The sequence below is a fragment of the Candidatus Tisiphia endosymbiont of Temnostethus pusillus genome, from assembly GCF_964264675.1.
In the GTDB taxonomy this organism is placed as follows: Bacteria; Pseudomonadota; Alphaproteobacteria; order Rickettsiales; family Rickettsiaceae; genus Tisiphia.
In genome coordinates this window covers 1,622,043-1,635,187 of sequence record NZ_OZ183472.1, presented here as the reverse complement: position 1 = coordinate 1,635,187, position 13,145 = coordinate 1,622,043, and the positions used below count along the sequence as shown (strand labels likewise).

At 31.7% G+C, this 13,145-nt stretch carries 9 protein-coding genes; 6 read left to right on the top strand and 3 right to left on the bottom strand.

Going from position 1 to position 13,145, the window contains the following annotated elements:
* Positions 1–222: 222 nt before the first annotated feature.
* Together ACFEL2_RS07425 and ACFEL2_RS07420 are read right to left on the bottom strand one after the other, a co-directional pair.
* Positions 223–753, bottom strand: a complete 531-nt coding sequence (locus ACFEL2_RS07425) for a DUF2497 domain-containing protein (protein ID WP_375331913.1) — start codon at positions 751–753, stop codon at positions 223–225.
* A complete protein-coding gene (locus ACFEL2_RS07420) occupies positions 753–2,102 on the bottom strand; it encodes a TolC family outer membrane protein (RefSeq protein WP_375331912.1) in 1,350 nt (449 codons plus the stop codon). Before ACFEL2_RS07420 ends, ACFEL2_RS07425 begins: the two co-directional genes overlap by 1 nt.
* Positions 2,103–2,419: 317 nt before the next feature.
* On the opposite strand from ACFEL2_RS07420, the gene ACFEL2_RS07415 reads away from it, so the two are divergent.
* From ACFEL2_RS07415 to ACFEL2_RS07405, 3 genes are all read left to right on the top strand, one after another.
* The gene (locus ACFEL2_RS07415) at positions 2,420–3,673 is read left to right on the top strand and encodes a hypothetical protein (RefSeq protein WP_375331911.1); all 1,254 of its coding nucleotides are present in this window, start codon (positions 2,420–2,422) and stop codon (positions 3,671–3,673) included.
* Between the two features lie 169 nt (positions 3,674–3,842).
* Positions 3,843–6,272: a DNA topoisomerase (ATP-hydrolyzing) subunit B gene (gyrB, locus tag ACFEL2_RS07410; RefSeq protein ID WP_375331910.1), complete on the top strand. Its 2,430-nt coding sequence runs from the start codon at positions 3,843–3,845 to the stop codon at positions 6,270–6,272.
* Positions 6,273–6,405: 133 nt separating this feature from the next.
* Positions 6,406–7,422, top strand: coding sequence for a DUF2608 domain-containing protein (locus ACFEL2_RS07405; protein WP_375331909.1), 1,017 nt, complete (start codon positions 6,406–6,408; stop codon positions 7,420–7,422).
* Positions 7,423–7,613: 191 nt separating this feature from the next.
* Here the strand turns inward: ACFEL2_RS07405 and ACFEL2_RS07400 are convergent, their stop codons facing one another.
* The gene (locus ACFEL2_RS07400) at positions 7,614–8,450 is read right to left on the bottom strand and encodes a DUF2608 domain-containing protein (protein WP_375331908.1); all 837 of its coding nucleotides are present in this window, start codon (positions 8,448–8,450) and stop codon (positions 7,614–7,616) included.
* A 148-nt stretch (positions 8,451–8,598) separates the two neighbouring features.
* On the opposite strand from ACFEL2_RS07400, the gene ACFEL2_RS07395 reads away from it, so the two are divergent.
* The 3 genes from ACFEL2_RS07395 (at position 8,599) to fabG (ending at position 12,785) form a co-directional block, all read left to right on the top strand.
* Positions 8,599–10,848, top strand: coding sequence for a tetratricopeptide repeat protein (locus ACFEL2_RS07395; protein WP_375331907.1), 2,250 nt, complete (start codon positions 8,599–8,601; stop codon positions 10,846–10,848).
* Between the two features lie 168 nt (positions 10,849–11,016).
* Positions 11,017–12,057 carry a recombinase RecA gene (gene recA / locus ACFEL2_RS07390; protein ID WP_341751667.1) on the top strand — a complete coding sequence of 347 codons (1,041 nt, stop codon included), beginning with the start codon at positions 11,017–11,019 and terminating at the stop codon, positions 12,055–12,057.
* A gap of 2 nt (positions 12,058–12,059) precedes the next feature.
* Positions 12,060–12,785, top strand: coding sequence for a 3-oxoacyl-ACP reductase FabG (fabG, locus tag ACFEL2_RS07385; protein WP_341747245.1), 726 nt, complete (start codon positions 12,060–12,062; stop codon positions 12,783–12,785).
* Positions 12,786–13,145 lie beyond the last annotated feature (360 nt).

The window sequence follows — 13,145 nt, the reverse complement described above, 5'->3', positions numbered from 1 at the left end:
CGAGCAGCGTAGCGTACATGAGTAACGGAGCAGCTTCGATCTTTAGACACGACAACGCCAATCCTTGAAGTTCTACCTGAGTATATACAACTTATTTATCAAAGCTTATAGCTAGACTTTTAAATTACCCTGTTAACCTCAATTTTGGATTAAAATTTTTAATTTTAATCTAAAACTGAGGTTGTTAAAATAAGACTAACACAAATGATATCCTCCACTAAGTCATTTTTTATCATTTGGTATTAATTTTTGAATTTCTTTTTCTACCAATTGTTTTACTAATAAAGGCAAGTTTGTATTTAACCATTGACTCAATTGTGGTCGTAACATTTCAATAATTATATCCTCTAATGTTTTGACCGTAGGGTTCGAAGCATTTGCACTAATCTCCTGAGCTGTTTTAGAGAAATGCTGAAAAATCTTAGTAGTTTCTGCTGCAGATTTATCGGATACCAAGGATGTCTGCAATAGTTCCTCTTCTAGTTTACTATGCCTATTATTTTCTAACTTATTTTCTTCATCCTCTACTATATTTGTCAATTCTAGTATTTCATCATCGTTAGATTGGCTATTACTATAGTTAATTGAGGAGAAGTCGGTAGAGTCATCTTTATATGTAGGCGGTGTCGCTCCATCGCTCCTATTATCCAATCCTCCTGCATTGATTGTAGTACGACTATCAATCACTCCTTTAATTGATTTCAATATCTCTTCAACTGACATGTCTTGGTTTTTTCTATGATCTTTACTCATTAAAAACCTATAATAAGTTTCTTTTTAAGTCCTTTAAACTCATCTTCAGGAGTAAAATATTTAACTTTCAAATTTAAGCTTTTTGCTGTCAATTCCCCAATTAAAGATTTCATTTGGTAAGCTGCTAAAATAGAGTCTCTGTGTGCATCAACTTTTGACACCCTAGCACTATGTAATTTTTCTTCAGCAGTTAAAACGTCTAAGATTGTTTTAGAACCAACAATTTCTTCCTGTATTGTGCCATTATAAGCTATTTGAGCGGCTTCTACACCTTGTGATGTGGCAATAATTTTAGACTTTGCTGCTTCAAATCCTTCCCAACTACCAATAGCACTTGCTCGAATTTGTTTTATTGTATCATCAAGTTGAATAGCTGCACTCCTAGTACTATTTTTAGCTTTCCTAATTCTTGAATATTCGCTACCCCCGTGAGAATAAATAGGTATATTAATTGATAATGTAGATGTAGTACTTCTATTGTTGGTATTATATGGACTTTCTGGAGTGTAATGGGTTTTACCAGATTGAACTTTAAAGCTTACCTTAGGTAAAAGTTCAGCTTTTGCTGCCAGTTCACTAGCTTTATAACTTTTAACACTATGTCTTGTACTATCTATGTTAGGATTAACATTTATCGCTCTTTGCATTAAATCCTCTAATGAAGTAGGTAAATTATCAGGTATAGGAGGCATATCAATATCATTTGCTTCTATACCGAACATTCGAATGAAGCTTGCTTTTGTTGCTTGATAATTAGCATATGCGGTTAACTTCTCAGTTTCAGCTTTTGCAAGACCAGCCTTGGCACTAGCTAAATCTATTGATGTTGCCTCACCTAATTCTAGTTTTTCTTCAATGGTTTCTAATTGCTGTTTGTTAGCTTTTACACTAGTTTCAGAAATCTCATATTTTTCTTTTGTTTCATAACAATCGAGATAAGTTTTTATTAGGTTAAGAAGAATTTTTTGTTCTTCTGCATAATATTTAGCACGTGATGCCCTAAAAGCTGATTGGGCGGCTTTCAAATTTGCAACACTACTCCCACCACTGAATAGAGGCTGCTCTATTACTAAAGCTCCCTGTTGTGATTTCAGCTCTTTTTTATTAGAAGGAGCATATTGACTATTTGGTTTATTCGTATTAATAGCAGAATCAATATTATAAGACGCACTGGGCATAAAACCTGAAAAAGCTGCAGAGAACTGTTCAATTTCATTTAAAAAAGTCTGCCTATTGATTTGTAACTCACCATTATTATTATACGCACTAGTTAGAGCATCAGACAAGTTAATAGCATAAACTGAATAGTTTAATAAAATGATAGCGGCGAAGTATATGAATTTATGCATAATTGGTTTTCTAAAAATATGTTTATGTTAAAAAATTTTGCTAGCTTATGCAAGAAGTTAAAGGTATTCTTGATCTAAAACTTGATTTGTTGTGATAAAGCTAGCACGTATAGCTAACCACAAAATATTTAATCAGATCAAATCAAGTAGCCACAATTTGGGATAAGAATTAACTAATTCTTATCCCAAATTCGCGTAAGTAGCTATAACATATCAAAAACTAACTGTCAGAGCAATATAACAGTTTTAAAGTGTAGTTTTTATTTGTATTATTTGAGTAATAATTTAAAAATTTTAATATAATTCAATTATCTATTATGTCTAATATATACTCTTTCCTTTCAAAAGTCGCTTTACCCACTATCTTATCAAATGCTTCTATTGCTAGTGCTATAGAACAGTTAAAGTTCGATTCTATGAAAACGCTAAAAACGTTTCCTAGGAACTTAAGGGCTATTAAAAAAAGAGTTGACTATATATATAAGATATTTCTAGATTCAGAAGATCAACAAAGGGAGCAAGAAATAGCTGAATCATTCAGAGAAACAGTAGGTAATTCCTTAGATGAATTAGAAAAGTACATTGATGAACAGCAACAGGTAAAGGAAGAGATATTATTCTTTGAAGATGCTTTTATTGAGCTAATAATAAAAGTTCTTGAAAGTATTTTGGAATTTCAAAATAGACTAGATAACTTGTATCCTGGAGCGTCAAAAGATATAGTTGATTATTTAGGTAATTTATTAATTGGTATAATAGCTGTGCAAATGCCTGTAGTTGGTTTAATACTCAAGGGAAGTGGCTTATTAGAATCAGTAAAATCTTTTCTCAGTACTGAAAATTTAACGAAGACAGTAGAGAATTGGCAAGAAAAACTAGAAATAGTTAGAGAAAAACGAGCCGAAATAGAAAAAAGTACAAACCTTAAAGAAAAATATTCCAAAGCTACGCAGATTGTTGAAATCGCAGAAATAGCAGGAGTATCACCTGTAGCTGTAGCAGAATTAGGGTTAGATATTGACTCTTTGAAGAAAGTTAATAAATTGGTTGTACAAGATCCAAAAGAAAAAAAATCTTTTAAAAAACTTATTGACTTATCTGAAGAAATCCCTCATACTAAAGATGGTATAATGGGAGGTGTTGACCTTCTACGTAAAGGTATGGCTAAAATCCTTGGAAATATACCTAATCAAGGAAAAGATCTAAAAAAATTAATTGAAACCGAATTATCTCACATAAAAGAAAACCTCATTGCTGCATTAGATCCCAATAAAAGCATTCTTGAGAAGTTAGGATATTGCCAAAAAGCAGCCAAAAATATATTGATTATTGAATCAAAAATACAAGAAACAGTCAAATTAATACCTGACAGGGAAAAAATCACCAAATCTTTTATAAATTTAGTTAAGGATAAGACAAAAAATATTCTGCCAGCTTATTTTTTAAAAAACCTTACATCGTTAAGCACCCCGTTAAAATCGTTGCCTGAATTACTACAAATAGGAAATGCTATGAAAGTAGTCCTTGAAAATAATAGTAGTAAAACCCAAGGTGTAGTACGAAAAAGGTAATATTTAGTATATATAGTCAATTGATAAGAATTTGGTGACGTCGTCACTCGTCGCTCCTACTAACCACTTCTCCTAAATGGACTATAATTTTAGTAAACTACTTGAAAACTATACACTTGCTGTAATTTTGGTGTATAGTTATTCTTTATCTTTCATTTTATGTATAAATATGTCAACTAATCAACAGCAATCAATAGCAGAAGTAGAATATGGAGCTGACTCCATCAAAGTTTTAAAAGGTCTTGAGGCAGTTAAGAAAAGGCCTGGTATGTATATTGGTGATACTGACGATGGTTCAGGATTACATCATATGATTTACGAAGTCGTTGATAACGCCATAGATGAAGCTTTAGCTGGTCACTGTGACCTAATTAAAGTAATCCTAAATGCTAACGGATCTGTAACAGTACGTGATAATGGACGTGGGATACCTGTTGATATTCACGAAGAAGAAGGTATATCAGCAGCTGAAGTTATTATGACCCAATTACATGCTGGTGGTAAGTTTGATCAAAATTCTTATAAAATATCTGGTGGATTGCATGGTGTTGGTGTATCTGTGGTAAATGCTCTGTCAGAATGGTTAGAACTTAGAATTTGGCGGGATAATAAGGAATATTTTATAAAATTTAGAGATGGGGCGGCTGAAACGCCACTTGTACTAAAAGGAGAGTCCGTAGAAAAAAAAGGCACTGAGATTACTTTCCTTCCATCTATTACCACTTTTAGCTCAATTGAATTTAATCTTGCTACTGTAGAGCATAGGCTTAGAGAACTAGCCTTTTTGAATTCTGGTGTAAGGATATTATTAAAGGATCATCGTTTTGCTGAACAACAAGAAGTAGAGTTTTGTTTTACTGGTGGTGTAGAAGCTTATGTCAAATATATAGATAAAGCTAAAACTTCATTACATAAATGTATATCACTTAATACTAATAATCAGGCAACAGGGATTACTTTTGAATTGGCAATGAATTGGAATGATTCATATCATGAGAATATTTTGTGTTTTACTAATAATATAAGACAACGTGATGGCGGTACGCACCTTATTGCCTTTAAAGCTGCTCTTACTAGAGTTATTACCACTTATACCGAGAATACTCAGCTTAACAAAAAAAATAAAGTAAATTTCACTGGTGATGATACGAGAGAAGGTCTCTCATGTATTTTATCAGTAAAAGTACCAGACCCTAAGTTTTCTTCACAAACTAAAGATAAATTAGTTAGTTCTGAGGTTCGACCTATCGTAGAAGGTGCCGTATATACTAAGATTTTAGAATGGTTTGAAGAACATCCTAGTGACGCAAAAATAATTATTAATAAAATTATTGAAGCTGCAACTGCTAGAGAAGCAGCAAAAAGAGCAAGGGAATTAACTCGTCGGAAATCGGCTCTTGAAATTTCTAACTTACCTGGGAAACTTGCCGATTGTCAAGAGAAAGACCCTGCTCTTTCAGAGTTATTTATTGTGGAAGGAGACTCTGCCGGTGGTACAGCAAAGCAGGGTAGAGATAGGAAATTTCAAGCAATTTTGCCACTGCGAGGTAAAATCTTAAACGTTGAAAGAGCTAGATTTGATAAAATGTTAAATTCTGAGCAAGTAGGGACTCTAATAACAGCTCTTGGCACTGCTATTGGTAATGAAGACTTTTCTTTGGATAAGTTAAGATATCATAAAATAATTATTATGACTGATGCTGATGTTGATGGTTCGCACATCAGAACCTTATTACTTACTTTCTTTTACCGGCATATGCGTCAATTAATTGATAAAGGATATCTATATATAGCTCAGCCGCCTTTATATAAAGTAAAAAAAGGTAATAACGAGCTTTACTTAAAAAATGAACAAGCTCTGCAAGATTATTTAGTCAAATCTACTATTAGTGATGCAACAATTATGTTGTATAATGGACGAGAGATCAGTGGTCATGATCTTGAGGATACGATCAAAAAGACTATCCGGTTTGTTGCATTACTTGATCAAGTTAGCAAAAAGTTTAACCGGCAAATTGCAGAATGTTTAGCTATCAAAGGTTTATTAGGTAATCAAATATTTGATCAAGATAAAACAAATGAAATAAATCATGCTTTGAATATTTTAAATCTTGGAGATATATCACCTGATAAAACAGATTGGCAATTTGTAGTGAGTACAAATAAAATAGAATTTTTCCGTTTTGTTCGTGGGCAAAAAGAAAGTAAAGTTTTATCAACAGAACAACTTGAATCTTTTGAATTTACTCAACTTGCTAAATCATTTACTCCTCTTGTAGATTTATTTATTGAGCCAACAAAGTTACTAATTAAAAACCAAGAATATATTATTACACTGCCTAGTATGTTGCTAAATTATATATTAGAAAGCGGCAAGAAAGGTATAGCTATTCAACGTTTTAAAGGTCTTGGAGAAATGAATTCTGAGCAGTTAGGAGAGACAACATTAGATCCTAAAAGAAGGACTTTACTACAAGTTAAAGTACATGAACAAGATAGTGCCGAAGTAATTTTTTCAACATTAATGGGAGATGTTGTTGAACCTAGAAGACAATTTATTCAAGCAAATGCCTTGAATGTAATTAATCTAGATGTTTAAAACTCATAGGTGCTACCGTTAACTAAGTGGCGCTACCGTTAACTAAGTTGTTATAGCAAAAAGTAGAAGTGTATTGGGATACCATTCATCCAAATGGCGACTAAAAATAGATATCATCAAGATAGGTTGTATAATGATGAAAAATTACTTGAACCAGATTAAATTGGGTATACTCTTCTGCTTTAAAGAATTGGCTTTTGCAAATACTTGCGGAGAATTCGCATACGAGCAACGGTTTACTACGCCTAGTCCTCTCACCCCTTGTTTTACGCTCCAATTCTCCAAATCATTTGAGTATATTAAGATTGTATTCATGGTGTTCATGGGTTTTTTCGCTTTTGAAGCAAATGCTCAAATTGTACAAGCATCTTCGGTTAACGAGATTAAAACATATGCTTCTCAATTTGATGGCGAAAACACTCTTATTTTATTTGACCTCGATTATGTGCTGTTTGTACCACGGGATAGCGTGTTGAGATATGCGGGCGAAAAAGACAATTATCGCTCAAAACACCTCAAAGCCATCTTTAAAGATTTCCAAGGAAAAGAGATTGCACTTAATGGGCGTAAAGTACCGATGGCTGAGTATTTAACTAGTCAGATTTTGTCTTCTATTAAGGTTGAATTGCTTTCTCTAGACATGCCAAATTTTGTTAACGAACTTGATGCTCAAAAAATGACTATTGTTGGGTTTACGGCCAACAGCAGTGGGAACTATGGTATCGTTCAGAATGAAGCACAACTTCATTTATCACGCTTAAAGTCTCTTGGATATCATTTTAAAGATAATGGTGATTTATTAAAGGAGGACTTTCCTAAATGTATCTCTCGTGTTATATTCACGAACAAAATAGATAAAGGAAAAGTGCTTTTAGGTTTCTTGGAGCAATTAAATAAAAATTACAAAAATATCATTTTTGTCGATGACCACTTGAAAAATCTAATTTCAGTGCAAAATGTACTTAAAGATAAATATCCTCAAATTAATTATCTAGGTATTCATTATACTGAACTCAAAGATAAAAATGAGGTATTAAATCAGGATATAGCAGATAAACAGTTTCAAGTATTATCCCAAGATCATATATGGCTGAGTGACGATGAGGCACAAGCTCGACTGAAGATGAGGTCCATCCGAAATTCTGATTAAAAGGGATCAAATTTCAATTCTAGTTAACCACCTCTCTCTTACTCAAGGCATTTTGTACAATATCTATGTTCTCTGATAGTGATTTTTTGTCCGAAAATTACACTATCACATCTTCCGATTTTTTGCTCCTACTTAGAAATGTTCACAAAGGCTAATTTTATAATTCACATTTAACCTAATTTTTCTTTACATTATTCAACTTTGGCTTTATTCCTCATTTGTAATAAAACTGAGGCTTGTTTATCACTTAACCAAATAGATTGAGTTTTAAGAAAATTTTGCTGCAAAGTAGAAATATTGTTTGTAAATTTTTGTTCTACAAATTTATCATAGCTATATTCTACTAGCACTATTTTACCAATCTGATTTTCTAGGTGTTTTTCAATAGAATCTAAATTTTGAGGTTTATCGTCTATCACCACTATCTTGCTATAGGCAGTATGTTGTTGATCAAGGTATGCCTTGAGAACTAATCCCTTTTCATATCCTCTTGCAAAAATAACTCCCTCAATGGCTTTTGGCTGGGGTCTTTTTTGTTTATCAATTTTTATTTGACCGTGATATCTTTTATCAAACAATAATCCTTTATCTTTAAGCATATCAACACGATCTTGTTCCTGATCAAAATATGGATTATTTGGTCCCATTGATGTTAAGGCAATAACGTCATAACCATTGAACTTTAGAAACCAAAAGTGTTTCATTAAGCTTGGTTCAATTAGCTTATATTCCATCTGAGCAGCTATAAGTGCATATATATTTTTTCTCTGAGCTATACCTTGTGATTTTTCAATGTCATCAAGAAATTTATGACGTACTTCACGATTATTATGGCTTAAATAGCTGTCCTTAGGACAAAGAATAACTCCATCAATATCAAATACAATTAGCGTATCTTTAGCTTTTATTGGGTCATTTTTAATTTGATCAACTAAATTATCAAAAGAATGTAGCTTTATTCTTTCAATACTTGCAAATGCTTCTATTACGATAAATTGCAAAATTAGAATTATTAAAGTTTTTCTCATAAAAATTCTCTATTCATATTTTTAATGATGATTATTATTAATATTCACACTTAAGTTGAGTTATTTTTGCTTATACTTTATAGTTATGCGTATAATATGTTTTATACGTACCGTTAGGGCATAATTTATTTTTTAACAGTTTCATTATATGAAAAATTTTCTACTATCAATCATATTATTAATCATTAATACTAGAACTTTTGCTCAAGAACAAGTATCTAATTTAATCACCCCAGTTAGTTATTTTGTCAATCATGAGCAACAACTTAAAATCCTTGATGAATATTTAAGTAAATATAGACAAGCAAGTATAGTTGGTACTAGTGGTATAGGTAAAACTCAACTGATTAGGATGTATAGTTATGAGAAAAAAAATAATTATGATCTAATTTGGTTTTTTGATTGTAACCTTGATTTTGATGAACAATTTGTTAAATTAGCCAAACAACTTAATAAGGTTAAACAAACTAATATATCTGAAGAAGTTGCTTTAGCAAAAAAAGAAGTAATGTCATATTTAACTTCTACTAATAAATGGTTATTATTGTTTGATAATTTAAAAGTTAATGAAAATAAAAAAGTACAAGATTTAGTTGAATGGGAACATAATGGTAATGTGGTGTTTTGTTCGCAAGATAATGAAAAGTTACCTAATATTATAGCAATGCCCATATTTGATAAGCCTACTATTATAGCTTTAGCTAATAACTTATTGAACAATAAGGATAATAATAGTATCGAATTTTTAACGCAATCTTTTAGTGGTTATCCAATGTTGATAGTGCAAGGAGCTCAATTACTTAACAGAGTTAAAGGTTTGGATAAAGAGGAATATAAAAAGAGAATTTATCAATCGACTGATAAAATAGCAACAAATATTAGCATGGCTATTCAACAATTAAATCCTAGTGCAGTAAAGTTACTTAATAAAATAGCTTTGCTAAATAACCAAAGCTTTTCGAAGCAGCTTCTTAGCACTATTACTGATCATAAAGATACTTTAGATGATGATATATATCAATTATCTAAATTTATGCTAATCAGTAATATTAGTTCTAGCGAAGATAACCCTATTTTTGAAATGCATGATATAGTTAGTAATAAAATAATGGAACTAAATGGTGATAATAATAAAATATATTTAGAAAATATTATTGCTAAGATACCTAAGCCGAAAGGAACTCACTCAGGATATTTGTGGAGGAGTGCTCAAACTGTATTAGAAAACCTAGAAATTATTCTTATAAATTCTGAGAAATATAATGTTAACATATATGCAATGCTTACCTTAAGAAGTGAATTATTGTCTCTATATATAAACGTTTATAATAATAAAGCACAACAAATGGTTAATTGGTTTAATTGGAAAGATAAAAACAAAAAATTTAAATTGTGGCAAATGTCTGAATATCAAAAATTTTATTACGCTAGATATTTGGGAGCAATAGGAGTGTATAATAAAATAATATTAAGAAATTTTGAAACAGCGATTTCTTATTTTACTAAATCATTAAAGATTTTAGGTAAACTTGATGATGATGAATCTATTTATTCTCTCAAATTTAATTGTATATCTCATATATCTGGATCTTATATGTTTTTAGGAGAGATAAAACTTGCTGAAGAATTTCTTAAAAAGATAGAAAAATTAGTAAAACAAAGAATAATACAAGAAGCTGATGTATCTATAATATATTCTTTAAAAAGTACATTATTTAATATGCAAGGAAAATATCATGAGGCTTTAGAATATGTAGATAAAATTATTGAGCTGTTTATAAAAAATGGATCGCATATTAATGACCCATACTTTACTGGGGTTTACATACCTAGAGCAAAGATATTGAATTCCCTTGGTAGATATCAAGAAGCTTATGCTCAAGCTCAACAGTTATATTATATACATAAGCCCATAAAGAATGAAGATAATGAAATATTTGCAAATATTTATACAGAAATGGCGAGAAGTATATTAGGTTTAAATAAAGTAGATCAAGCTTATGAATATATTAAAAAAGCTATTTCCATATTTTTAGCAAGTGAAAATAGCAATTCGAAGCAAACAAATTATTCTAATAATTTCAGCTTGGCATCTAGTTATATAGTACAAGGGGATATTCTATTTACCCAAAATAAGCTAAAGCAGGCTATAGAATCTTATAAAAAAGCATTTATTATATACCATTATTTATATAGAGATAGAAGTAAAAATATTGCTCAAGTAAGTGATTTATATAATCATGCAGCAAAAGCAGCTTGTAAAATCAAAGATTTATATAATTATAAATTCTTTGGTAAACCGCAAGTTAAAGAATTTGGCATACATCACCCTAATACAGTTGATATGTTTGAATATTGCAAACAATATAACATGGATTTGTGGAGCAAGAACAATTAAACATTAAGGTTGCTGTTGACAGATCATCTTTAGGGTAAAGAATAGATTTTTAATTTTTAGTTGTAATTTTTAAATCACTATGATATTAATATTTGTAATTATTTTACTGGATTTTCCTCGTATGTTACTTTATAAATTTAATTTGATTTTATTAAGCTGATTCTAGAAATGAACGTTATAGACAAAGAAAGAGCATTGCTTGCTGCAGTTAGCCAAATTGAAAAAAGTTACGGCAAAGGTTCTGTCATGAAACTCGGTCAACGTCCTGCTGTAGATGTTGAGGCAATACCAACAGGATCGCTAGGGCTTGACTTGGCACTCGGTATAGGTGGGTTACCCAAGGGAAGAATTATTGAAATTTTTGGACCGGAAAGTTCGGGAAAGACCACTTTAACTTTACATATGATTGCTGAAGCACAGAAGAAAGGTGGTACTTGTGCTTTTATTGATGCAGAACATGCTTTAGACCCAGCATATGCCAGAAAACTTGGCATAAATATTGACGAGCTTATTATTTCTCAACCAGATACTGGAGAGCAGGCACTTGAAATAACTGATACTCTAGTACGTTCTGGAGCTATTGATATGGTTGTTATAGATAGTGTCGCTGCTCTTGTGCCTAAAGCAGAGATTGAAGGGGAAATGGGTGACTCTCATATGGGGTTACAAGCTAGATTAATGAGCCAAGCACTTAGAAAACTCACTGCATCAATTTCAAGAACTAATTGTATAATTATTTTTATTAACCAAATTAGAATGAAAATAGGTGTCATGTTTGGTAGTCCAGAAACTACCACAGGTGGTAATGCTTTAAAATTTTATGCCTCAGTAAGGCTAGATATTAGAAGAGTTTCAACAATCAAGGATAAAGAAGATATAGTAGGAAGCCAAACTAAGATTAAAGTTGTTAAAAACAAAGTCTCTCCACCGTTTAAAACGGCAGAATTTGATATAACGTATGGTAGTGGTATTTCTAGAGAAAGCGAGATAATTGATCTTGGTGTTAAATTTGAAATAATAGAAAAATCGGGGTCTTGGTTTTCATATAATGACACTCGTATAGGTCAAGGTAGAGAAAATGTTAAACATTACCTAAGAGAACACCCTGCTATCTGCTCTGAAATAGAACAACTAATTCGTCAAAAATCTTCTCATAATACTAGTGTTACTTTTGATAGCAAAACGATAACTATAGAAGAGGAAGAATAGAAATGATAGATTTAACTGCTAAAAAATCTCTAATTACTGGAGCATCTGGGACAATTGGTGGTAGCATTGCTAAGCTATTCCACTCTCTTGGTAGTCATGTGATAATTAGTGGTAGTAACCAAGAGAAACTACAAGAACTTGCAAATAACTTAAAAGATAATTATACGATAGTACCATGTAATCTAGCAAATATTGATGAATGTACTAACTTGGTGTCTAGTCTTGAGCAAATCGACATTTTAGTTTGTAATGCCGGAATCACTAAAGATATGCTGGCAATAAAAATGTCCAATGAAATGTTTGATCAAGTTATAGATATAAACTTAAAAGCTAGCTTTATTCTAAATCGTGAAGCGATAAAGAAAATGATGAAAACTCGTTATGGTAGAATAATTAACATATCATCTGTGGTTGCAGTTTCCGGCAATCCAGGACAGGCAAATTATTGTGCTTCCAAAGCTGGTTTGATCGGTATGACAAAGTCTCTAGCAATTGAGGTAGCAAGTAGGGGTATCACAATTAATGCAGTTTCTCCTGGTTTTATTAAATCAAACATGACCGATAAATTAAACGAAGCTCAAAAAGAGGCTATAATGCAAAAAATTCCTCTTAGAACTTTCGGAGAAGCCGAAGATGTTGCAAACGTAGTAGCTTTCCTAGCAAGCGACAAAGCTTCCTACATCACCGGTCAAACTATCCATGTTAATGGTGGAATGTTGATGATATAATTGAAGAAGTGAAATTATTAAATGGAGCGACGCCTATTGTAATAGGCGAGCGAAGACGATGCTACCTACTTCTCATCAGTTGACTATAGTAACCTCAACCTCAGTTCGATATAAGAATTATTAATTCTTATATCGATACTTGCTTTGTTATAAGGAAAAATGCACTCTTGAAGCGGCTGACGCAAGTGCATTTTAACAATCAGGTGGGGCAGCCGCTTCAAACCTGATTGTTTCTATATATAACACTGAATTCGATGTAACTTGTTACATCGAATTCAGTGTTATAGTAGTAAATTATTGTTCGTGCATGCACACCTCAAAGTTTTGCGATAGCTTTTCTTGAAAGCGGAAGAGTATACT